This window comes from Streptomyces sp. 891-h, assembly GCF_022760275.1.
GTDB lineage: Bacteria > Actinomycetota > Actinomycetes > Streptomycetales > Streptomycetaceae > Streptomyces > Streptomyces spirodelae.
In genome coordinates, this window is the sequence record NZ_CP050693.1 from 3,184,449 (window position 1) to 3,205,724 (window position 21,276).

The 21,276-nt window shown below is 73.5% G+C and carries 20 protein-coding genes; 10 read left to right on the top strand and 10 right to left on the bottom strand.

Features of this window, described 5'->3' with window-relative positions; genetic code table 11:
* Positions 1 to 20: 20 nt before the first annotated feature.
* The 6 genes from HC362_RS35045 to HC362_RS13795 form a co-directional block, all read right to left on the bottom strand.
* Complete coding sequence (locus HC362_RS35045; protein WP_347568435.1) at positions 21 to 1,124, bottom strand: hypothetical protein; 1,104 nt, start codon at positions 1,122 to 1,124, stop codon at positions 21 to 23.
* 129 nt (positions 1,125 to 1,253) lie between these two features.
* Positions 1,254 to 2,051: a type III pantothenate kinase gene (locus tag HC362_RS13775; protein WP_209268329.1), complete on the bottom strand. Its 798-nt coding sequence runs from the start codon at positions 2,049 to 2,051 to the stop codon at positions 1,254 to 1,256.
* On the bottom strand, positions 2,051 to 3,079 hold the full coding sequence (nadC, locus tag HC362_RS13780) for a carboxylating nicotinate-nucleotide diphosphorylase (protein ID WP_243084208.1): 1,029 nt from the start codon (positions 3,077 to 3,079) through the stop codon (positions 2,051 to 2,053). The genes HC362_RS13775 and nadC overlap by 1 nt, the downstream gene beginning before the upstream one ends.
* The gene (locus HC362_RS13785) at positions 3,076 to 4,812 is read right to left on the bottom strand and encodes an L-aspartate oxidase (RefSeq protein ID WP_243084209.1); all 1,737 of its coding nucleotides are present in this window, start codon (positions 4,810 to 4,812) and stop codon (positions 3,076 to 3,078) included. The genes nadC and HC362_RS13785 overlap by 4 nt, the downstream gene beginning before the upstream one ends.
* Positions 4,809 to 5,699, bottom strand: a complete 891-nt coding sequence (panC, locus tag HC362_RS13790; RefSeq protein ID WP_243084210.1) for a pantoate--beta-alanine ligase — start codon at positions 5,697 to 5,699, stop codon at positions 4,809 to 4,811. Before panC ends, HC362_RS13785 begins: the two co-directional genes overlap by 4 nt.
* Positions 5,696 to 6,706 carry a DUF2520 domain-containing protein gene (locus tag HC362_RS13795; RefSeq protein ID WP_279240098.1) on the bottom strand — a complete coding sequence of 337 codons (1,011 nt, stop codon included), beginning with the start codon at positions 6,704 to 6,706 and terminating at the stop codon, positions 5,696 to 5,698. The genes panC and HC362_RS13795 overlap by 4 nt, the downstream gene beginning before the upstream one ends.
* Before the next feature lie 480 nt (positions 6,707 to 7,186).
* Between HC362_RS13795 and HC362_RS13800 the strand changes: the two genes are divergently transcribed.
* Positions 7,187 to 8,311, top strand: coding sequence for a DUF5937 family protein (locus tag HC362_RS13800; RefSeq protein WP_243084211.1), 1,125 nt, complete (start codon positions 7,187 to 7,189; stop codon positions 8,309 to 8,311).
* 3 nt (positions 8,312 to 8,314) lie between these two features.
* On the opposite strand, the gene HC362_RS13805 is transcribed toward HC362_RS13800, so the two are convergent.
* On the bottom strand, positions 8,315 to 8,992 hold the full coding sequence (locus tag HC362_RS13805; RefSeq protein ID WP_209268335.1) for a response regulator transcription factor: 678 nt from the start codon (positions 8,990 to 8,992) through the stop codon (positions 8,315 to 8,317).
* 56 nt (positions 8,993 to 9,048) lie between these two features.
* Positions 9,049 to 10,290, bottom strand: a complete 1,242-nt coding sequence (locus HC362_RS13810) for a sensor histidine kinase (protein ID WP_243084212.1) — start codon at positions 10,288 to 10,290, stop codon at positions 9,049 to 9,051.
* A 145-nt stretch (positions 10,291 to 10,435) separates the two neighbouring features.
* Here HC362_RS13810 and HC362_RS13815 point away from each other — a divergent pair, with 145 nt between their 5' ends.
* Positions 10,436 to 11,446: an SAM-dependent methyltransferase gene (locus tag HC362_RS13815; protein WP_243084213.1), complete on the top strand. Its 1,011-nt coding sequence runs from the start codon at positions 10,436 to 10,438 to the stop codon at positions 11,444 to 11,446.
* A gap of 51 nt (positions 11,447 to 11,497) precedes the next feature.
* Here HC362_RS13815 and HC362_RS13820 read toward each other — a convergent pair whose 3' ends face one another.
* Positions 11,498 to 12,676, bottom strand: a complete 1,179-nt coding sequence (locus HC362_RS13820) for a betaine/proline/choline family ABC transporter ATP-binding protein (protein ID WP_243084214.1) — start codon at positions 12,674 to 12,676, stop codon at positions 11,498 to 11,500.
* Positions 12,677 to 12,957: 281 nt separating this feature from the next.
* Here HC362_RS13820 and HC362_RS13825 point away from each other — a divergent pair, with 281 nt between their 5' ends.
* From HC362_RS13825 to HC362_RS13840, 4 genes are read left to right on the top strand one after another with little or no spacing between them, the layout of a single operon-like run.
* Positions 12,958 to 13,719, top strand: a complete 762-nt coding sequence (locus tag HC362_RS13825; RefSeq protein ID WP_243084215.1) for an ABC transporter permease — start codon at positions 12,958 to 12,960, stop codon at positions 13,717 to 13,719.
* A 5-nt stretch (positions 13,720 to 13,724) separates the two neighbouring features.
* A complete protein-coding gene (locus tag HC362_RS13830; protein WP_209268340.1) occupies positions 13,725 to 14,417 on the top strand; it encodes an ABC transporter permease subunit in 693 nt (230 codons plus the stop codon).
* 34 nt (positions 14,418 to 14,451) lie between these two features.
* On the top strand, positions 14,452 to 15,498 hold the full coding sequence (locus HC362_RS13835) for an ABC transporter substrate-binding protein (RefSeq protein WP_243084216.1): 1,047 nt from the start codon (positions 14,452 to 14,454) through the stop codon (positions 15,496 to 15,498).
* A 51-nt stretch (positions 15,499 to 15,549) separates the two neighbouring features.
* Positions 15,550 to 16,422 (top strand): hypothetical protein, encoded by an 873-nt coding sequence (locus HC362_RS13840; protein WP_243084217.1) that lies wholly within the window; start codon positions 15,550 to 15,552, stop codon positions 16,420 to 16,422.
* Positions 16,423 to 16,473: 51 nt separating this feature from the next.
* On the opposite strand, the gene HC362_RS13845 is transcribed toward HC362_RS13840, so the two are convergent.
* Positions 16,474 to 17,622, bottom strand: coding sequence for an NADH-quinone oxidoreductase subunit D (locus tag HC362_RS13845; protein ID WP_243084218.1), 1,149 nt, complete (start codon positions 17,620 to 17,622; stop codon positions 16,474 to 16,476).
* Between the two features lie 93 nt (positions 17,623 to 17,715).
* On the opposite strand from HC362_RS13845, the gene HC362_RS13850 reads away from it, so the two are divergent.
* From HC362_RS13850 to HC362_RS13865, 4 genes are all read left to right on the top strand, one after another.
* Positions 17,716 to 18,210, top strand: a complete 495-nt coding sequence (locus HC362_RS13850) for a PH domain-containing protein (RefSeq protein ID WP_243084219.1) — start codon at positions 17,716 to 17,718, stop codon at positions 18,208 to 18,210.
* 71 nt (positions 18,211 to 18,281) lie between these two features.
* Positions 18,282 to 19,628 carry a PH domain-containing protein gene (locus tag HC362_RS13855; protein ID WP_243088568.1) on the top strand — a complete coding sequence of 449 codons (1,347 nt, stop codon included), beginning with the start codon at positions 18,282 to 18,284 and terminating at the stop codon, positions 19,626 to 19,628.
* 117 nt (positions 19,629 to 19,745) lie between these two features.
* Positions 19,746 to 20,711: a dihydropteroate synthase gene (gene folP / locus HC362_RS13860; protein ID WP_243088569.1), complete on the top strand. Its 966-nt coding sequence runs from the start codon at positions 19,746 to 19,748 to the stop codon at positions 20,709 to 20,711.
* Positions 20,708 to 21,244 (top strand): nuclear transport factor 2 family protein, encoded by a 537-nt coding sequence (locus HC362_RS13865; RefSeq protein WP_243084220.1) that lies wholly within the window; start codon positions 20,708 to 20,710, stop codon positions 21,242 to 21,244. The genes folP and HC362_RS13865 overlap by 4 nt, the downstream gene beginning before the upstream one ends.
* Positions 21,245 to 21,276 lie beyond the last annotated feature (32 nt).

Below are 21,276 nucleotides of genomic sequence, written 5' to 3' on the forward strand. Positions count from 1 at the left end.
CGGGCGGGCCGAGCGCCGGGTCAGGCCGGAACGGCGAGACCCCGCGCCGCGGGCCCCGGCCGCCCGCCGGGCCCGGACTGCTCCGGCTCCGTCTCAGCGGGCGGCTCCGCCGGGGACGGCTCGGACGGCGGCGTGGGCGAGGGCGTGGAGGGTGACTGCCGACGGCGGGGCGGGAAGACCTCGGCGGGCGTGGGCACCGGCCGGGACGGCGCGGCGGGCTGCGGCGAACCGGGGCGCTTGGCGGGACCGGGCTTCGCCGGACCGGGCGAGGGCTTCCCCTGCCGCTGCGGTGACGGCTCGGGCCCGTCGTCACCCTGCTCACCCTCCTCGGAAGCGCGGACGGCGGGGATACGGATGGCGTGATTGCTGTGATCGTCGCGGCCGCCGTGATCGCCGGAGTCGCGGACGCGGGGGGCGCCGGAGCCGCCGGGGGCACCGGAGATGCCGGAGCCACCGGGGACGTCGGGGATGCCGGGGAGGCCGGGGAGGCCGGGGAGGCCGGAGCCGCTGGGGAAGCCGGAGTCGCTCGGAACACCAGGGCTGCCGGGGACACCGGAGTCGCCAGGGACACCGGGGATGCCGGGGGCGGCGTCGCGGGCGGCGCGAGCGGCGGAGGAGCGGCCGCCGGGGACGCGAGCAGCGGAGGTGCGGACGCCCGGGACGCGAGCGGCGGAGGTGCGGACGGCGGGGGCGCGGGTGGTCGGGCGGTCGTCGTGGGGGTGGCGGACCCGGGGGATGCGAGCCGCCTCGACGCGCCGGAGCAGGGCCTTGCGGCGGGCCCTCTCGCGCCCGCCCACCGGCCGGGCGGCCAGGGCGCGGAGCGCGGAGAGGTCGGCGGGGACGGGAAGGTACCCGGCGTCGAGGGCCGCCTCCAGCTGGTCCAGGTAGCCCGCTGCGGCGCCCGGCAGGGCCGCGCGGTAGCGGGCGAGCTCAGCCCTTACGAAGGAGCGCAGCCGGGCGCCCTCACGGATCGTCTCGTCCACGGCCTGGGCGAGCCGCAGGTACTCCCGGGCCTGCTCGGGCGCGGGGTCGGACTGGAGGGCGATGGCGAGAGCGCCGCCGAGCACACGCAGCTCGTGCGGGCCGAACGCCACGCCGCCTCGGGAACCGTATGGCGTGGGCATGAGGCGACGATAGGGGATGTAAGAGCTAAATGTGCTTATCGCCCGATTTACGGCGTGGCGACCCTGCGTGCCGGAAGGACGCCCCGGAAGGCCGCCCCGGAAAACGGTGCCCCCGTCCGGGGGCTGCGCCTAGTTCCGGTCGACGTTGCGCTCGTACACCAGGCGCAGTCCGATCAGCGTCAGCCACGGCTCGTGCTCGTCGATCACCGTCGACTCGCCCAGCACCATGGGGGCGAGTCCACCGGTCGCGATCACGGTGACGTCCTCGGGGTCGTCCGCCAGTTCGGCAGCCATCCGGTTGACGACACCGTCCACCTGGCCCGCGAAGCCGTAGACGATGCCCGCCTGCATCGCCTCGACGGTGTTCTTCCCGATGACGCTGCGCGGCCGGGCGATCTCGATCTTGCGCAGCTGTGCGCCGCGCATGCCCAGCGCGTCCACGGAGATCTCGATACCGGGGGCGATGACCCCGCCGACGTACTCACCGCGGGCCGAGACCGCGTCGAACGTCGTGGCCGTACCGAAGTCGACCACCACGCAGGGGCCGCCGTACAGCTCGACAGCGGCCAGCGCGTTGATGATCCGGTCGGCGCCGACCTCTTTCGGGTTGTCCATCAGGATCGGCACGCCCGTCTTGACCCCGGGCTCGACCAGCACCGCCGGAATGTCGCCGTAGTAGCGCCGGGTCACCTCGCGCAGCTCGTGCAGCACGGACGGAACGGTCGAACAGATGGCGATGCCCTCGATGTTGTCGCCCAGTTCCTCGCCGAGCAGCGGGTGCATCCCCATCAAACCGTGCAGCAGTACGGCCAGTTCGTCCGCCGTACGGCGTGCCTCGGTCGCGATCCGCCAGTGCTCGACGATCTCCTCGCCGTCGAACAGGCCGAGCACGGTATGGGTGTTGCCGACGTCGATGGTGAGCAACATCAGCGCTGCCCCTCTCGCACGTCCGCGCCGTCCCGCAGGTCCAGGCCGATGTCCAGGATCGGTGCCGAGTGGGTGAGCGAGCCGACGGCGAGGAAGTCCACACCGGTGGCCGCGTACTCGGCGGCGTTGGCCAGGGTGAGCCGCCCGGAGGACTCCAGCCGCGCCCGGCCCGCCACCAGGGTGACCGCCTCCGCCGTCATACCCGGTGTGAAGTTGTCCAGCAGCAGCAGATCGGCGCCCTGGTCGAGCACCGGCGGGATCTGGTCGAGGCGGTCGACCTCCACCTCGATGGGGATGTCGGGGAACTCGGCACGCACTCGCGCGAACGCCTCCGCGACACCGCCCGCCGCGATCACGTGGTTGTCCTTGATCAGCGCCGCGTCCGAGAGCGACATCCGGTGGTTGACGCCGCCGCCGCAGCGCACCGCGAACTTCTCCAGCGCGCGCAGCCCCGGCGTCGTCTTGCGGGTGTCGCGCACCCGCGCCTTGGTGCCCTCCAGCGCGTCCGCCCAGGCCCGGGTCGCGGTCGCGATACCGGAGAGGTGGCACAGCAGGTTGAGCGCGCTGCGCTCGGCGGTGAGCAGGTCACGGGTACGGGTACGGACGGTCAGCAGCCGCTGCCCTGCCTCCACCCGGTCGCCGTCCAGTGCGTGCCGTTCCACCTCGAACTCGTCGGTGCACACCACCGACAGCACCGCCTCGGCCACCCGCAGCCCCGCGACGGTGCCCGCCTCGCGCGCGGTGAAGTCCCCCGTCGCCACGGCGTCCTCCGGGATGGTGGCGACGCTGGTGACGTCCACGCCCCGGTCGAGGTCCTCCTCGACGGCCAGGTGGGCGATGTCCTCGACCTGCACCGGGTCGAGACCCGCGTCGGCCAGCAGCTGCGCCAGGTCGGGGTCCAGGCCGCACTCCAGCGGGTCCAGCTCGTCCGGCTCCGACGAGCAGCCGCAGCCGTCGCCGCAGCCGCCCGGCTCGGACGGTCCCGAGGGGCCCTGGCCGATCTGGAGGAGGGGGAGGTCGTCGGTCACTGTTGCTCCTTGGGCGGGGCGGCGACCGCGGGGAAGGCGGCCGTCCGGGTCGTACGAAGGGTGAAACGGGCGCCGGGACGCTCCGCGCTGTCGAGGGCGACGACGATGTGGCGGCGCCACTGCTCGTCGTCGCGGTCCGGGAAGTCCTCGCGCCAGTGGCAGCCGCGGGTCTCCTCGCGGCGGAGGGCCGCGGCCACCAGCACCCGCGCCACCAGATGGAGATTGGCCGTCTCCCAGGTGTCGACGCCCGGCTCGGGGCTCTTCCCTTCCGCTGTGGCGGTGAGGGCCGCCAGCTCCTCGGCCGCCGAGGAGAGGGACCGGGCGCTGCGGAGGACTCCGGCGCCGGCCGTCATCACGTGCTGGACACGGGTGCGGGCGGCGGCGGGCAGCAGCGGCGCGACGGGCCCGCCCTCGGCGACGACCGCGGCACCGGGCGCCCGGTGCCCTGCGGCCAGCACCGACTCGGCGATCCGCTCGGCGAAGACGAGGCCCTCCAGCAGGCTGTTGGAGGCCAGACGGTTGGCGCCGTGTACGCCGGTGCAGGCGGCCTCCCCGCAGGCGTAGAGGCCGGGCACCGTGGTGCGGCCGCTCAGGTCGGTGCGGATGCCGCCGCTGGCGTAGTGCGCGGCCGGTGCCACCGGAATGGGCTCGGTGACGGGGTCGATGCCGTGGTCCCGGCAGGCGGCGAAGATGGTGGGGAAGCGGGTCTCCCACATGGCGGCGCCGAAGTGCCGGGCGTCCAGGTACATGTGGTCGGTGCCCTGCTCGGCGGCGTGCCGCATGATGCCCTTGGCCACGATGTCGCGCGGCGCCAGCTCGGCCAGCGGATGGGCGCCCTGCATGAAGCGCACCCCGTCGGCGTCCACCAGGTGCGCGCCCTCGCCGCGTACGGCCTCGGAGATGAGCGGCTGCTGTCCCTCCGCCTCGGGGCCCAGATAGAGCACCGTCGGGTGGAACTGGACGAACTCCAGGTCGGAGACCTCCGCGCCGGCGCGGAGCGCGAGGGCGACCCCGTCCCCGGTGGAGACCGCCGGGTTGGTCGTCGCGGCGAAGACCTGGCCCATGCCGCCGGTGGCCAGGACGACGGCGGGTGCGCGGACCGCGCCGACACCGTCGTGCTGCCCCTCGCCCATGACGTGCAGGGTGACACCCGCGGTGTGGCCGTCCGCGTCCTTGAGCAGGTCCAGGACGAGGGCGTTCTCGATGGTGCGGATGTTCTGTGCGCGCACGGCGTCCACCAGGGCGCGGGAGACCTCGGCGCCCGTCGCGTCACCGCCCGCGTGGACGATGCGGTTGCGGTGGTGGCCGCCCTCGCGGGTCAGCGCGATCTGCCCGGTCTCGGTGGAGCGGTCGAAGTCGGCACCCGCCTCGATGAGCCGCCGTACGGCCGCGGGGCCCTCGGTGACCAGGGTGCGCACCGCGTTCTCGTCGCACAGCCCGACGCCCGCCTCCAGGGTGTCGTCCAGGTGCTGCTCGGGGCTGTCCCCCTCGCCCAGCGCGGCCGCGATGCCGCCCTGGGCCCAGCGGGTCGATCCGGCGTTCAGCCGGGCCTTGGTGACCACGACGGTACGGGCGCCGCCGGCCGCGCAGCGCAGCGCGGCGGTCAGCCCGGCGACCCCCGAGCCGACGACGACCACGTCGGCGTCCAGGTTCCAGCCCGGCGGCGGCGCGGGCAGTGCGCTGCCGGCTATGCCGGGTCCGACGGTTCCGGGTGGCCGGCTGTGGGCGGTCATCGTGACTCTCCGAGGTGCTGTGCGGGGTGCGGTGGGCCGAAGTGCAGGGGGACGTTGTCGATCAGCCGGGTGGTGCCGACGCGGGCCGCGACGGCGAGGACGGCGTCACCCCGCCACACGTCGTCGGTGATCTCGGTGAAACCCTCCGGGTCGACCAGTGCCACATAGTCCACGTCCAGACCCTGCCCAGCGGCGGCCTCCAGCACCTGCCGGGCGGCACCCAGAACCGCACCGGGACCCCGCGGCACGGCCTCCTCGCCCGCGCGCAGGGCCCGGGAGAGGGCGAGGGAGCTGGTGCGCTCGGCGTCGCCGAGGTAGCGGTTGCGGCTGGAGAGGGCGAGTCCGTCCGCCTCCCGGACGGTGGGGACGGCGACGATCTCCACGGGGAAGTTCAGATCCCGCACCATCCGGCGGACGAGGGCGAGCTGCTGGGCGTCCTTCTGCCCGAAAAAGGCCACATCGGGCGCCGTGAGGTGGAGCAGCTTGGCGACGACGGTGAGCACCCCGTCGAAGTGGCCGGGGCGGAAAGCTCCCTCCAGCACGGCGCCCATGGGCCCCGCGGAGATCCGCACCTGCGGCTCGCCGCCCGGGTAGACCTCGGCCGTGGACGGTGCGAAGACCACATCCGCGCCCTCCTTGCCCGCGACCTCCAGATCCGCTTCCAGGGTGCGCGGATAGCGGTCCAGGTCCTCTCCCGCGCCGAACTGGAGCGGGTTGACGAAGACGGTGACCACGACCTGGCCCTCGGGACCCACCCGCTCGCGCGCGGCACGCACCAGCGCGGCATGGCCCTCGTGCAGGGCTCCCATGGTCATGACGACGGCGCGTTCCGCTCCGCGGGCGAGGGAGCGCAATTCGGCCGCCGTATCGACGAGGTGCGGTCTCATTCGTCCGCCTCCCCGTCGCCGTCACCGCCGGGCCCCTCACTGCCGGACCCCTCGCCCTCGCTGCCGGAAGCCGCCAGGACGTCCAGCAGGGCCTCGGCGGGCTCCGCCTTGAGCAGTCCGTGTGCGAGCGCCCGGTCGGCGGTCGCGCGGGCCATCGCGAGGTAGCCGCCCACCGTCTCCGGCGCGCTGCGGCGCAGCTCGGCGATGTGCGCGGCGACAGTGCCCGCGTCGCCGCGCGCCACAGGGCCGGTCAGCGCGGCGTCGCCGGAGCGCAGCGCGTTGTCCAGGGCGGCGCCCAGCAGCGGGCCCAGCATCCGGTCGGGGGCCTGCACACCGGTGGCGCGCAGCAGATCCATCGACTGGTTGACGAGGGTGACCAGGTGGTTGGCCCCGATGGCGAGGGCCGCGTGGTACAGCGGGCGCGCCTGTTCGGCGACCCACTCCGGCTCGCCGCCCATCTCGATGACCAGGGCCTCGGCCGCCAGCCGCAGCTCCTCGGGCGCCGTCACCCCGAACGCGCAGCCGGCCAGCCGCTGCACGTCCACCGCGGTGCCGGTGAACGTCATCACCGGGTGCAGCGCCAGCGGCAGCGCTCCGGCGCGCAGCGCGGGCTCCAGCACCGAGACGCCGAACCGGCCGGAGGTGTGCACCAGCAGTTGCCCCGGACGGACGGCGCCGGTCCGCGCCAGCCCTGACACCAGGTCCGGCAGCGCGTCGTCGGGCACCGTCAGCAGGACCAGCTCGGAGCGGGCCAGCACCTCGGCCGGGTCCACCAGCGGCACCCCGGGGAGCAGCTCGGCGGCGCGGCGGCGCGAGGCGTCCGAGACACCGGAGGCCGCGACGGGGCGGTGCCCGGCCAGCCGCAGCGCCGCCGCAAGCGCCGGGCCGACCCGTCCGGCGCCGACGACGCCGACGGACAGCCGCGCCGGGCGGTCCTCGGCCCGGGCCGGACCCGACGGATCGGGCCCTCCCGTGCCGCCCGGGAGGTGGGGGTGGTGTGCGTTCACGAAAGTGACCTTCCGTATGCGTTCCGGTCCGCTCAGCCGTCGGTACCGGACGAGACCAGGCCATGCTAAGCCCTCCGTGCGCGGCGCCGGAGGGACCGGGGTGCGGTACTCCGGACGGTCCGGCCGGTGGTCCGGTCCGTGGTCCGGCCGGTGGTCCGGTCCGTGGTCCGGCCAGTGGTTCCGTCCACCGTTACCTCCGTGGTTGTGCCGAGTGCCTTCCGAGCCTCCCTACGGGCCACCCACCACGCCCGCAGCAGCTTCGCCTCGTGGGCGCCAGGTGCCGGTGGCGGCGGCTGCTCCTGGGAGCGGAGCCGCCAGATGTCCAATGCGTACTGCTCACTGATGCTCATGGCCCCGACACTGCTGCGCGTCTCCCGCCAGAGCACGCGAGTTGACGAGGGTCGTCAATCGGCGCCCCGACGATTGACGCCGCTCGTCAATCGGGGAAGAAAAGGCGAGGTCAGGAGGGAGGATGGGGCCATGAGCGTCACCATCGACATAGCGGGGCTGCCGCCGGAGCGCATCGTGTTCGCCCCCTCGCCCCTGGCGGAGCTGGGCGCCACACTGCACGTGCTCGCCGAACCCGGGCACCATCCCGGAGCACACGGCTGGGCGACGGCCACCAACGCCGCGCTGAAGCCGGATCTGGCCGACCGGCTGTGCGAGGCGGACTTCCTCTGGCGCACCACGTTCTCCGATATCCTGATGGGCTTCGCCGGGCTGCGGGACGCCTCCGTACAGCCCGCCGCGACGCTGGCCGAGGACCTGGATCTGCTGGACAAGCTGGACGACGAACAGTTCGTCACCGCCGCGCTGGAGTTCACCTGCGCCACCGGCTATGCGGAGCAGGCGACGCTCTCGCCACTGTCCGACCCGGTGGTGCGAAAGCGCACACTCGAACTGGCCGCGGCGCGAGGGCCGCAGCAGCGGCGGTTCACCGAGCGGCTGCTGGAGGACCCGCCCACCGTGCGGGCCTGGGTCCGCCGCCTGTTCGAGGACTGCGAGCAGGCGTTCTTCGCCGAGACCTGGCACCGGGTGCGGGGCCAACTGGCGGCCGACGCCAGGGCGAAGACGGACCTGCTGCGCCGCAGGGGACTGGCCGCGACGCTGGAGGCGGTCTCGCCCGCGCTCAGCACCGACGAGCAGGCTTCGGTCGTCGAGGTCGACAAGCTCACCAGCGCCTGGACCACGGCGGTGTCCCCGGCGGTCGGCGCGGGGGTGACGTTCATCCCGTCCGTCCACCAGTGGCCGCACCTGTCGGTGCTGCACCGGTACGGGTGGCGCCCTGTGGTGCACTATCCGGTGGCGGGGCGCGAGGTGCTCTCCGGGCCGCTGTCGGTGGAACAGTTCACCCTGCGGATGGAGGCGCTGTCGCACCCCATGCGGATGCGCATGTGCCGGAGCCTGGCGCGCGGTCCCTACACCACCTCGGAGCTGGCCGATCTCAACGGGGTCAGCTCGCCGGAGATCTCCCGCCATCTGGCCGTGCTGAAGAAGGCCGGGCTGATCACCTCGCGGCGGCGCGGACGGTATGTGCAGTACCAGCTGGACGTACAGGTGGTGGCTCGGCTGGGCAGCGACTTCCTGGAGACAGTCCTGCGGTGAGGGCTAGCTGCCCGCCCGCACCAGCCCCGTCTCGTACGCCAGCACCACCGCCTGCACCCGGTCGCGCAGCTCCAGCTTGGCGAGGATGCGGCCCACATGGGTCTTCACCGTCGCCTCCGAGAGCACCAGCTGGGCGGCGATCTCGCCGTTGGAGAGGCCCTGCGCGATCAGCACCAGGACCTCGCGCTCGCGCTCGGTGAGGCGCTGCAGCTCCTTGGCGACGGGCTCCGAGGAGGTGGCGGGCAGCACGGAGGAGAAGCGGTCGATCAGCCGCCGCGTGGTGCTCGGCGCCACCACCGCGTCACCGCTGTGCACGGCGCGAATGGCGGCCAGCAGGTCTCCGGGCGGCACATCCTTGAGCATGAAGCCGCTCGCCCCGGCCTTGAGCGCGGAGAAGGCGTACTCGTCCAGGTCGAAGGTGGTCAGTATCAGCACCTTGGGGCTGCCGGGGCCGCCCTCGCCGCCCTCGCAGATCCGGCGGGTGGCCTCCACACCGTCGACGTTGGGCATCCGTACGTCCATCAGCACCACGTCCACCGGGGTCTCGCGCAGCACCGCCAGTGCCTCCGCGCCGTCGCTCGCCTCCGCCGCGACCTCCATGTCCTGCTGGGCGGTCAGCACCATACGGAAGCCGGTGCGCAGCAGCGCCTGGTCGTCGACGAGCATCACACGGATGGTCATTTGGGTCCTCGGGTCCTTCTCGGTAGAGCGGAAAAGCGGGAGAGAGAATCGGGGCCTCAGTCTGCGCCCTTGAGGGGGAGGTCCGCGCGGACGCGGAAACCGCCGCCGGAACGGGGCCCGGCCTCCAGCGCGCCGCCGACCATGCCGACCCGCTCGCGCATCCCGATCAGACCGTGCCCGAGGCCGTCCGCGCCCCCCTCCTCGTACAGCTCGCGCTGGGCGCCGCGGCCGTCGTCCTCGGCCAGCACGCACAGCTCGTCGTCGCGGTAGCACAGCTGCACCGTGGCACCCACGTGCGGGCCGCCGTGCTTGCGTGTGTTGGTCAGCGCCTCCTGCACGATGCGGTACGCGGTCAGCTCGACGCTGCTGGGCAGCGGATGCGGATCGCCCTCCACCTTGAAATCCACGGTCAGCCCGGCGCCGCGCACCTGCTCGACGAGCTCCGCGATCTGCTCGACACCCGGCTGCGGCACGTACTCGTCCCCGTCCGGCTTGCCCGAGTCGCCGCTGCGCAGCACGCCGAGCAGACGGCGCATCTCGGCGAGCGCCTGGCGGCCGGTCCCTGAGATGGTCTCCAGCGCCATCCGCGTCTGCTCCGGCGAGCTGTCCAGTACGTAGGCGGCACCGTCGGCCTGGACGACCATCACGGAGACGTTGTGCGCCACCACGTCGTGCAGCTCGCGCGCTATCCGGGCGCGCTCGGCCGCGACGGCCACCTTGGCCTGCGCCTCGCGCTCCTTCTCCAGCCGCTTCGCGCGCTCCTCCAGCTGCAGGTAGTAGGCGCGCCGGGTGCGCAGCGAGTCACCGAGCACCCAGGCCATCACGAACGCGAGCGTCATGAACAGGGTGCCGACGACCGCGGCGGTCACGTCGTACAGATCGTCGGGCCAACGCAGCGTGTTGATCGTCGGCGCCAGCAGAGCGCCCACCAGCGCGAAGCGGGAGGCCCAGCGGGTGTGCCGGGAAGCGACGGTGAAGATGATGACCAGGAAGGCGAAGTCGCCGGGGAACGGGCTGACATCGGTGATCACCTGGGCGAGGCCGGTGCCCGTCGCCAGCAGCAGCATCTTCTCGGGTGCCCGCCGCCGCAGCGCCACCACGAGGCTCAGCGCGAGCGCTATGGGCACCAGGGCTATCTGCTGGCCGGTCTCCTGCGGGAGCTGGTTGGGGCCCTCGGGGGTCGGGGGCGCGGTGACGCTGGCGACGATCCACAGCGACGAGAACATCAGCAGGAAAACAGCCCAGAGGCTGTCCACCCAGGTGGGGTGCCTGCGGATGAAGTCGTAGAGCCGGTTCACGTAACCAAGCGTATGCAGGGCGCACACGTGCGGGGGTCAACCGGACGGCCGATTACTGGCCCGGGCACATACTCCGGAGGGTGGAGGGCCGGGGTCCGCACCAACGGTGAGAACCGCCCCGCGACCGGGCCTCTACGGTGAGCCCATGATCTGCGAGCCGACCGGGTGGCGCACGGCCACCGAACGCGCGCTGTACGGGCCGAGCGGCTTCTACACCCGTCACGCCCCAGCGGCGCACTTCCGTACCTCGGTGCACGCCTCCACGCTGTTCGCCGAGGCGGTCGCCCGCCTCCTGCTGCGGGTGGACGAGGCGCTGGGGCACCCCGACCCGCTCGACCTGGTGGACGTCGGCGCCGGCGACGGCGAGCTGCTGAAGGGGGTGCTGGCCGCGCTGTGGGAGCGGGAGGCGGCCGGGGCCGAGGTGGTGGCCCGGCTGCGACCGGTCGCCGTCGAGCACCGGGAGCGGCCCGCGGGGCTGGACGCGGCGATCGGCTGGCGGCGCGAGCTGCCGGCCCCCGGAACGCTGACGGGCCTGCTGCTGGCCAACGAGTGGCTGGACAACGTCCCCGTGGACGTCGCCGAGAACGACGCGGCAGGCACCGCGCGGCTGGTGCTGGTGGAGCCGGACGGCACCGAGCAGCTCGGCCCCGAGGTGACGGGCGAGGACGCCGCGTGGCTGGCGCGCTGGTGGCCGCTGGAGGGCGAGGGCGCACGGGCGGAGATCGGGCACCCCCGCGACGCCGCGTGGGCGCGCGCCGCGGGCGCGCTGCGGCGCGGGGTGGCCGTCGCCGTCGACTACGCGCACGAGCGTGCCGACCGGCCCCCCTTCGGCACCCTCACCGGCTTCCGCGAGGGCCACGAGTGCCGCCCCGTACCGGACGGCTCCTGCGATCTGACCGCGCACGTCGCCCTGGACGCGGTGGCCGCAGCCGCACCCGGCGCCACCACCCGGCTGACCCAGCGCGCCGCGCTGCACGCGCTCGGGGTACGAGGGCGGCGCCCGGCGCTCTCCCTGGCCACCGGTGACCCGGCGGCGTACGTACGCGAGTTGAGCGCGGCCGGTGAGGCGGCCGAGCTGCTGGATGCGGGCGGCCTGGGCGGCTTCGGCTGGCTGGTGTGCGAGGTGGAGTGTGCCTGCGGACTGGAACCGGGCTGACGGCGGGAGGGCGGGCGGGCTCACGGGCCGCTGGGGCGGGGCCCGGCTGTCTCAGGAGCTCTCGATCGTCTCCAGCTCGACGTCCTGGCGGGCCACCGCGCGGGCGTCCGCGTCCACCGAGCGCCGCAGTGCCTCGTGCAGCTTGGCCGGGGTGAGCACCCCCACGAACCGCGCCCCTTCCAGGACGGCGATCCACCCGGCGTCGTGCTGGAGCATCGTGCTGAACGCCTGCTTGAGCGAAGAGCCCAGCGGCAGCCACGCCTCCATGCGCCGCGCGTGGTCGCCGACCGTCCCGGCGCCGTCCGCGTTGCGCACCGCCGCCTCGGCCAGGGTGGCGGCCGAGACCCAGCCGTGCAGTTCGTCCGCGCCGTCCAGGACGACGGCCCAGCGGGCGCCGTCGGCCGCCATCCGGGTGGCCGCGTCGTCCAGCCGGTCGCTCAGGTGGAGGGTCGGCGGCTGCTCCAGGTCACCGGGCTCTATGGGGGTGACGGACAGCCGCTTCAGACCGCGGTCGGCGCCGACGAAGTCGGCCACATAGGTGGACGCTGGGGCGCCCAGCACCGTGGCGGGCGAGTCGAACTGCTCGATGCGGCCCTCTCCGTAGACGGCGATGCGGTCGCCGAGGCGCACGGCCTCCTCGATGTCGTGCGTGACGAACAGCACCGTCTTGCGCAGCCGCGACTGGAGCCGCAGGAACTCGTTCTGCAGGTGCTCGCGCACCACCGGGTCGACGGCACCGAAGGGTTCGTCCATCAGCAGCACCGGCGGGTCGGCGGCCAGTGCCCGGGCGACGCCGACGCGCTGCCGCTGGCCGCCGCTGAGCTGCTCGGGGTAGCGGTCGCCGAAGACGTCGGGATCCAGGCCCACCAGGTCCAGCAGCTCCCTGGCACGTTCGCGTCTGCGCGCCTTGGACCAGCCCAGCAGGTGCGGCACGGTCGCGGTGTTGTCCAGCACCGTGCGGTGCGGGAAGAGACCGGTCTGCTGGATGACATAGCCCATCCGGCGGCGCAGCTCGACCGGTTCGACGCGCGCGATGTCCTCGCCGTCGACCAGGATGCGCCCCTCGGTGGGCTCGATGAGCCGGTTGACCATCTTCATGGTGGTGGTCTTCCCGCACCCCGAAGGGCCGACGAGGGTGACCAGTTCCCCCTCGGCCACCTCGAAGGAGAGGCCCTCGACCGCGACGGTCCCGTCCGGGTAGCGCTTGGCCACGTTCTCGAAGCGAATCATCTGCCCATCCTCGTCCTTGGCCGCCCGTCCCTGCTGTCCGGCGGATGTTCCGGCCGCACCACACAGCGAAACACGAGCCACCGACAATTCCCGGCGCGGCGGCCGTAGGCAATCCCGTCGGCAATCCCGTCGGCAATCCTCGGCGCAAAGGATGAACAGTGTGTTTCCGGGGTACGGCACTGCGGACCGATTGTCAGTCCGCCGGGATAGGGTCGGCCGTCATCGTGGCATGACACTCGCGACGAAGCGCGAGGACCACACGGGGCAGGGAGGTGACCGGTATGAGCAGCACAGCCGCAGGCGACCCACAGGGCTGCCTCGCACAGAACGCGTGGCTGTGCGGTGAGTATCTGCGCACCCGGCAGAGCGAATTGCTCGACGCGACCGTGGAGCACATCTGGATCACCGCGCTGTCCGTGGCGATCGCGCTGCTGCTCGCCCTGCCGCTGGCGGTGGCGGCCCGGCGCTGGCGCGCCGCCCGCGCCCCGGCCCTGGCCGTGACGACGATCCTCTACACGATCCCCTCGCTGGCGATGTTCGCGCTGCTGCTGCCCGTCTTCGGGCTGTCGGCCGCCGTCGTGGTGACGGGCCTGGTGCTCTACTCCCTCACGGTGCTGGTGCGCAACATCCTGGCGGGCCTGGACTCGGTGCCGAGCGAGGCCCGGGAGGCCGCGCGGGGCATGGGCTACGGGCCCGGCAGACTGCTGCTGGAGGTGGAACTGCCCCTGGCGCTGCCCGCACTGCTCGCGGGGGTGCGGATCGCCACGGTCACGGCGGTCTCGCTGACCACGGTCGGCGCGATCGTCGGTTACGGCGGACTGGGCAACCTCATCTACGACGGCATGGAGAGCTTCTTCAAGGCCCAGGTGCTGACCGCCTCGGCCATCTGCGTCGTCCTGGCGATCGTCGCCGACCTGCTGCTGCTGTGGCTCCAGCGGGCGCTCACGCCGTGGACCCGCGCACGCACCCGCAAGCGGCCCGCGGGCACCCCGTCCGTGCCGTCCGCCGCCTCGACGCACGATCTGGTGGAGAAGGCGGGCTGAGCGGCATGGGCATCCTCACCGACGTATGGACCTGGCTGACGACCGGTTCCCACTGGACGGGCAACGGGGGCGTGCTCCAACGGCTGGGCGAGCACATCTATCTGACGGGCGTGTGCCTGCTGCTGTCCTGCGCGCTGGCGCTGCCGCTCGCGCTGTGGCTCGGCCATGTGGGGCGCGGCGGCGCACTGGCGGTGAACCTGTCCAACGCGGGCCGCGCTGTGCCCACCTTCGCCGTGCTGGTACTGCTGTCGATGGGCCCGCTGGGCCGGTACGGCGACTGGGCGACGATCGTGGCACTGGTGCTGTTCGCGCTGCCGCCGCTGCTGACCAACGCGTACACCGGCGTACGCGAGGCCGACCGGGAGACCGTCGAGGCGGCCCGGGGCATGGGGATGACGGGCGGACAACTGCTGCGCCAGGTCGAACTCCCGCTCGCCCTCCCACTGATCATGACCGGGGTCCAGACCGCCGCCGTGCAGCTCGTCGCCACGGCGACGCTCGCCGCGCTGCCGGGCGGCGGCGGACTCGGCCGGCTGATCACCGCCGGGTTCGGCAACTACGACACACCGCAGGTGGTCGCGGGGGCGCTGCTCGTCGCCGTGCTGGCGCTGCTGGTCGAGCGCGTCCTCACCCTCGTCGAGCGGCTCCTGGACCCCATGCGGCGGCGCCGGCCCGCGCGCCGCCCGGCGTCTGCCTGACGGCACACCAGAAGACATCCGAACGAATGGACGCATGATGACCCACTCGCACGCCTCCCGGACCGCCCGCCACCCGCGCCACACGGCACCCGCCGGGCGCAGAACGCCCGGACGCGGCACCCCGGGGCGCGGAACGCCCGGACGGCGGGCCCTCGCCGTCGGCGGGGCCGTCACGGCGCTGGCGCTCTCGCTGGCCGCCTGCGGCGGCAAGGACCTGGAGGCGAAGGACTCCTCCGGCTCGGGCGGCGGCAAGGGCAGCCTCGTCGTGGGCTCGGCGGGCTTCACCGAGTCGCAGATCCTCTCCGAGCTCTACTCCGGAGTGCTCTCCAAGGCCGGCTACAAGACCACGGTCAAAAAGGTCAAGAACCGCGAGCTGTACGAGCCCGAGCTGGAGAAGGGCCGCATCGACGTCGTACCGGAGTACGCGGCGACGATGGCCGAGTTCCTCAATGCGAAGAAGAACGGCCCCAAGGCGAAGCCCGTCGCCTCCAGCGACGCGGACAAGACCGTCGAGGCCCTGCGCAAGCTGGCCGACCCGCGCGGGCTCGAGGTGCTCGAGGCGGGCGAAGCGGTGGACCAGAACGCGTTCGCCGTCTCGAAGGAGTACGCGAAGAAGCACCACCTCAAGACCCTGAGCGACCTGGGCAAGTCCAAGCAGAGCGTCACCATCGCCGCGGGCGACGAGTGCGAGACCCGCCCGTTCTGCCGGCCGGGCCTGGAGAAGACCTACGGGATCGACGTCAAGGGCATCGACCCCAAGGGCGTGGGCACCAGCCAGTCCAAGCAGGCCGTCAAGGACGGCAAGGACCAGCTGGTGCTGACGACCACCACCGACGCCACCCTCGACCAGTTCGACCTGGTGCTGCTCGAGGACGACAAGAAGCTGCAGAACGCGGACAACATCGTGCCGGTCGTCAACGCGAAGGACGCCGGGGGCAAAAAGGTCGCCGAGGCGCTCGGCAAGCTCACCCGCACCCTCACCACGAAGGACCTGACCGAGCTCAACCGCAAGGTCGACCAGGAGCGCCAGAAGCCCGCGGACGTGGCCGAGGAGTACCTCAAGAGCAAGGGACTCGTGTGACACGGTTCGTCCGGTGTCGTCCCCACAGCGGCACACGGTAAATTCCCAGCCATGCCACGTGGACGTCATCGCCATTCCCCGCCGCTGCACCGACGCCTCCCTCCGGTGTCGGTGGCGGTGGCCGCACTGGCCTGCGCCGGTGGCGCCTGGTTGATCGGTGAGCCGGGCGTCGCCGACTGGGAGACCGTCACGCTGCGAGCGCTCACCGCGGCAGCTGCGGCCGCCGCCGTCACCGGCGCCGTCCTGCTGCGCGCCTGGGACCGCGCGGCCGGCAAACAGGTCGGCGACCTCAAGGCGCAGCTGGCCAGCGCGGCGTGGCGGGCCGAGGAGAAACAGGCGGAGCTGGAGGGCGAGGCCGAGGAGCTGCGCGAGGTCCGCACCAAGCTGGACGGCAAGCTCCGCGAGAAGCGCGCCGAGCTGGCCAGGCTCCGCTCCGAGCACGCCGACCTGCTGCGCCGCTACGCCAACGCCGAGACAGAACGGGCCAGCGCCCTGGAGGGCCGCAGGCAGCTGGAGCTGGAGGCGGGCACCCCCGCCAAGGCCCTCGCCAGCACGGCCACCGACCACCGGCACAGCTCGGGGGCGCCCACGCCGCTGACCTACCGACAGGCCAACGAGGCCCTGGACGCGCTCGCCCGCAGCGCGGTGCGCCAGCGCGCCGAGGAGCGGCTGCGGGAGAGCAAGGCGGCCACCGTCGTGCCGCCGCAGGGGCTTCCGGAGGCGTGGCAGGGCAACGCGGGGAAAGCATCCGACAGCACCGAGCCGGAGAACGGCAAGCCCGCCGGGCCGGCCGGCGGCGACGGCAAGGACGTCAAGGGCAGCACGAGCGGTGGCGCGAGCGGCGGCTCGGCCGACGCGGACGACAGCGCGGGCGGCTTCGACTTCTTCGGGCGGAAGAAGCGCAAGGCACCCTCGTCGTCCTGACGGCGTCGCCCTGACGGCGAGGCCGCCCGGCGGGACCCGGCTACTGGGCGGCTACTTGTCGATGTCGCCCACCACGAAGAAGAACGAGCCCAGGATCGCCACCATGTCCGCCACCAGCGTGCCCGGCAGCAGCTCCGTCAGCGCCTGGATGTTGTTGAACGAGGCGGAGCGCAGCTTGAGCCGGTGCGGGGTCTTCTCGCCCTTGGAGACCAGGTAGTAGCCGTTGAGACCCAGCGGGTTCTCGGTCCAGGTGTAGGTGGCGCCCTCCGGGGCCTTGAGCACCTTGGGCAGCCGCTGGTTGACCGGCCCGGCCGGCAGTTCGGCGAGGGCGTCGAGGCAGGCGTCGGCCAGGTCCAGGGAGTTGTGCGTCTGGTCGAGCAGCACCTCGAAGCGGGCCAGGCAGTCGCCCTCCTGCCGGGTGACCACCTTCAGCACGTCGGCCAGCTGCCCGTAGGCGAGGTACGGCTCGTCGCGGCGCAGGTCGAAGTCGACCCCGGAGGCGCGGGCGATCGGCCCGCTGACCCCGTAGGCGTGCACCAGCTCAGGGCTGAGGACGCCGACGTCCCGGGTGCGGCCCCGGAAGATCTCGTTGCCGAGCACCAGCTTGTCGAAGGTGTCCATCCGGCTGCGTACGGCGGCCACCGACTGCCGTGCCCGCTCCCGCCAGCCGGCCGGGAGGTCGTCCTTGAGGCCGCCCACGCGGTTGAACATGTAGTGCATCCGGCCGCCGGAGATCTCCTCCATCACGTTCTGGAGCTCCTCGCGCTCCCGGAAGGAGTGGAAGACCGGCGTGATCCCGCCCAGCTCCAGCGGGTAGGAGCCCAGGAACATCAGATGGTTGAGCACCCGGTTCAGCTCGGCCAGCAGGGTGCGGGTCCACACCGCGCGCTCCGGCACCTCCATGCCCAGCATCCGCTCGACGCCCAGGACCACGCCCAGCTCGTTGGAGAACGCCGACAGCCAGTCGTGGCGGTTGGCGAGCACGATGATCTGGCGGTAGTCGCGCGCCTCGAAGAGCTTCTCCGCGCCGCGGTGCATATAGCCGACCACCGGCTCGGCGTGCTCGATCCGTTCGCCGTCCAGAACCAGCCGCAGCCGCAGCACCCCGTGCGTGGAGGGGTGCTGCGGGCCGATGTTGAGCACCATGTCGGTGCTCTCGGCGGCCCCGCCGATACCGACGGTCGTCTCCGTCCGGGTCATGCCCTCGTCTCCGTCTGAGTCATGAGGCTCATCCTGTCAGCTTCCTCCTCCAGACGGACAAGGGCTCCTGTCGCCCACTCGTACGCTGAACGCATGACCGACCCCACTCCGGCAGAGCCCGCCGAGGGCCCCGTGTGGCGCGGCGTCGAGCGGGCGCTGCTGCCGCTGCGCAGGCTCGTCCTGCTGGGTGTGCTGCTGCCGCTCGCCGTGGCGCTGGGGGTGCTGCTCTGGCTGACGGCGGGCCCGGTATGGGCGCTGTTCGCGCTGGTCCCGCTCGCACTGGCGGGCTGGGGCTGGGGCGCGCTGGCCCGCAACTGGCGCTCGTGGCGGTACGCGGAGCGGGCCGACGACCTGCTCGTCTCGCGCGGCGTGCTGTGGCGCGAGACGACGGTGGTGCCGTACGGGCGGATGCAGCTCGTGGAGGTCACCTCCGGGCCGCTGGAGCGGCGCTACGGCCTCGCCAGTCTCCAGCTGCACACGGCCGCCGCGACCACCGACGCCACCATTCCCGGGCTGGCCCCCACGGAGGCCGAACGGCTGCGCGACCGGCTCACCGAGCTGGGCGAGGCCCGTTCGGCGGGGTTGTGACCGAGGACCGCGCGGAGACCGACAACCGCGCGGAGACCGGCGCCGGGGCCGCCGCATCCGGGCCCCGGTTCCTGCCGCGCCGTCCCGAGGGCAACCGGCTGCACCCTGTCACGCCCTGGCGGCGGGGCTGGGCGCCGCTCGCCGCGCTGCTGGCCTTCGTCGCGCACGACTTCCGGCAGGCCCGCGAGTGGTCCGAGCAGCTCACAGCGGCCTGGGTCGGGCTGGGACTGCTGGTGCTGCTGCCGCTGGCGGCCGGCTACGGCTTCCTGTCCTGGTGGTGCACCAGCTATCTGGTCACCGACACGGAGCTGCGCATCCACACCGGGCTGCTCTTCCGCCGCACCGCGCACATCCGGCTGGACCGTATCCAGGCGGTCGACCTCTCCCGGCCGCTGCTCGCCCGGATCGCCGGCGTCGCCAAGCTGAAGCTGGACGCCGTCGGCACCGACGACAAGGACGAGCTGGCCTACCTGGGCGAACGGCAGGCCGTCGCCCTGCGCGCCGAGCTGCTGGCCCGCGCGGCCGGCATCGCGCCCGACGCGGCCCCCGAGGCGGGCGAGGCGCCCTCGCGGGAGCTGCTGCGGGTCGGGCCGCGCACCCTGATCACCAGTGTGCTGCTGCTGGGTGCCGGCTGGGGGACGCTCGGCGCGCTGCTCGCCGTCCCGACGGCGCTGTGGCTGGCCACGGAGAACGTGTGGACGGTGCTGGCGGCCGCCGTACCGCTGGCGGGCGGCTGCTGGGCCGCGAGCGCCGGGCGGATCGTGCGCGAGTTCGACTGGACCGTGGCCGAGTCCCCCGACGGGCTGCGCCTCGACTCCGGCCTGCTGGACCGGCAGCACGCGACGGTCCCGCCGGGACGGGTCCAGGCCGCACGGATCGTCGAACCGCTGCTGTGGCGGCGGCGCGGCTGGGTAAGGGTCGAGCTGGAGATCGCGGGCGCCGGCGGCAGCGACGACGGGGCCGGGGTACTCGTGCCCGTCGCCACCCGCCGGCAGGCGGACGGCGTACTGGCGCGGGCGCTCCCCGGAGTGGACCCGGACGCCGCACACGCCGCGCTCACGCCCGTACCCCGGCGCGCCCGCTGGTGCGCCCCCGTCGCCCGGCGCGGCTACCTGCACGGCGTCACCCCCGGCGCCTTCGTCACCCGGCACGGGCTGCTCACCCGCCGCACCACCCTCGTCCCGCACGCCAAGGTGCAGAGCGTGCGCCTGCAGCAGGGGCCCTGGGAGCGGCGGCACCGGCTGGCCGATGTGTACGTCGACCACGGCGCGGACGGCGAGGTCCGCGCCCACCTCCGCGACGAGGAGGAAGCCCGCGCACTCCTGTGGGCCCAGGCCGACCGCTCCCGCACGGGCCGCCGCACGGCGCTCCCGGAGCGCTGGCTGACCGCCCGGGACGGCGGCGCCCCCGCACCGTGAGAAGCGGCCGGGCGGGCGGAGCCCCCACCCCGGGAGAGGCGGCCGGCAGGTGGCGGTCCCGCCCTGCGGAGGGGCGGCGCCTACCCTGGGCGCATGGGTGCGAGAACGCGTGGCCGCGTGGACGGCCTCCCCGAGTGGGACCGCTGCGCTGTAATGGGTGTGGTCAATGTGACCCCCGACTCGTTCTCGGACGGGGGGCAGTGGTTCGACACCGAAGCCGCGATCAAGCACGGTCTCGACCTGGTGGCACAGGGCGCCGACCTCGTGGACGTCGGCGGCGAGTCCACCCGCCCCGGCGCCGCCCGGGTCAGCGAGGAGGAGGAGCTCCGCCGCGTCCTGCCCGTCGTACGCGGACTGACCGGTGAGGGCGTCGTCGTCAGCGTCGACACGATGCGCGCCTCCGTCGCCGCGCGGGCCGTGGCTGCGGGCGCCGTCCTGGTCAACGACGTCAGCGGCGGCCAGGCCGACCCCCAGATGGTGCCCGCCGTCGCCGAAGCGGGCGTCCCGTTCGTGGTGATGCACTGGCGCGGCCAGAGCATCGACATGAACAACCGAGCCGTCTACACCGACGTCGTCGGCGAAGTCCTCGCCGAGCTCACCGAGTCGGTGCAGCGCGCCATCGCGGGCGGCATCGACCCGGCCCGCATCGTGGTCGACCCGGGCCTGGGCTTCGCCAAGCGCGCCGAGCACGATCTGGCCCTCGTCGCCGCGCTGTCCCGGCTGCGCGCCGAACTGGACCACCCGATGCTGGTCGCCGCCTCCCGCAAACGGTTCCTGGGCCGGGTGCTGGCCGACGAGAAGGGCGCACACCCGCCGCCGGCCCGCGAGCGCGACGCCGCGACGGCGGCCGTGACCACCCTGGCGGCAGGTGAGGGCGCCTGGGCCGTGCGCGTCCACGAGGTACGGGCCAGCGCGGACGCCGTCCGCGTCGTCCGGGCGGTGCAGTCGGCGGCCGCAGCCCAGCAACCGCGACGCCGGCAGGAACCGACGGACCGCGCAGACCGAACAGACCACCCGGACCACACTGGCCAGACCAATCGCCCGGACCACCCGGACCAGACAGGGACAGAGGCAGCGACGTGAGCGGCGCCCGCACGGACATCGAGGCGGTCGAGGCCGCCAACACAGCGCTCTACGACGCGGTGGAGAGGGGCGACATCGAAGCCCTCTCCCGGATGTGGCTGGGCGAGGACGCCGACGATCCGGCCGACCCCGAGGGCGGCGAGGGCGAGCACGGCGTCCGCGTCGTCCACCCCGGCTGGCCGGTGCTCACCGGCCGGAGCGAAGTCCTCCGCTCCTACGCCCTGATCATGGCCAACACCGAGTACGTCCAGTTCTTCCTGACCGACGTCGAGATCTCCGTACTGGGCGACACCGCGCTGGTGAGCTGCACCGAGAACATCCTCAGCGGCGGCCCCGCCGAGGAGGACGGCTCCGCCGGACCGCTGGTCGGCGGGCTGGTGGTGGCCACCAACCTCTTCCGCCGCACCGAGAGCGGCGAGTGGAAGCTGTGGTCGCACCACGGCTCCCCGGTGCTCGTCGAACGGGACGACGAGGACGGGGAAGGGCCCGGCGAGGGCGAAGGGGACCTGGGCCAGGGCGACATCGAGCTGTAGCGCCCGTCAGGCCTCGTCGGAACCCCCACAGC

What these genes read in the sequence shown, in the direction of transcription:
- HC362_RS13850 (WP_243084219.1), top strand. Translation starts at nt 17,716, where the DNA reads ATGACCGACCCCACTCCGGCAGAGCCCGCCGAGGGCCCCGTGTGGCGC.
- HC362_RS13840 (WP_243084217.1), top strand. Translation starts at nt 15,550, where the DNA reads ATGCCACGTGGACGTCATCGCCATTCCCCGCCGCTGCACCGACGCCTC.
- HC362_RS13825 (WP_243084215.1), top strand. Translation starts at nt 12,958, where the DNA reads ATGAGCAGCACAGCCGCAGGCGACCCACAGGGCTGCCTCGCACAGAAC.
- panC (WP_243084210.1), bottom strand. Translation starts at nt 5,699, where the DNA reads ATGAGACCGCACCTCGTCGATACGGCGGCCGAATTGCGCTCCCTCGCC.
- HC362_RS13815 (WP_243084213.1), top strand. Translation starts at nt 10,436, where the DNA reads ATGATCTGCGAGCCGACCGGGTGGCGCACGGCCACCGAACGCGCGCTG.
- HC362_RS13820 (WP_243084214.1), bottom strand. Translation starts at nt 12,676, where the DNA reads ATGATTCGCTTCGAGAACGTGGCCAAGCGCTACCCGGACGGGACCGTC.
- HC362_RS13800 (WP_243084211.1), top strand. Translation starts at nt 7,187, where the DNA reads ATGAGCGTCACCATCGACATAGCGGGGCTGCCGCCGGAGCGCATCGTG.
- HC362_RS13830 (WP_209268340.1), top strand. Translation starts at nt 13,725, where the DNA reads ATGGGCATCCTCACCGACGTATGGACCTGGCTGACGACCGGTTCCCAC.
- HC362_RS13805 (WP_209268335.1), bottom strand. Translation starts at nt 8,992, where the DNA reads ATGACCATCCGTGTGATGCTCGTCGACGACCAGGCGCTGCTGCGCACC.
- HC362_RS13775 (WP_209268329.1), bottom strand. Translation starts at nt 2,051, where the DNA reads ATGTTGCTCACCATCGACGTCGGCAACACCCATACCGTGCTCGGCCTG.
- HC362_RS13785 (WP_243084209.1), bottom strand. Translation starts at nt 4,812, where the DNA reads ATGACCGCCCACAGCCGGCCACCCGGAACCGTCGGACCCGGCATAGCC.
- HC362_RS35045 (WP_347568435.1), bottom strand. Translation starts at nt 1,124, where the DNA reads ATGCCCACGCCATACGGTTCCCGAGGCGGCGTGGCGTTCGGCCCGCAC.
- HC362_RS13845 (WP_243084218.1), bottom strand. Translation starts at nt 17,622, where the DNA reads ATGACCCGGACGGAGACGACCGTCGGTATCGGCGGGGCCGCCGAGAGC.
- HC362_RS13835 (WP_243084216.1), top strand. Translation starts at nt 14,452, where the DNA reads ATGATGACCCACTCGCACGCCTCCCGGACCGCCCGCCACCCGCGCCAC.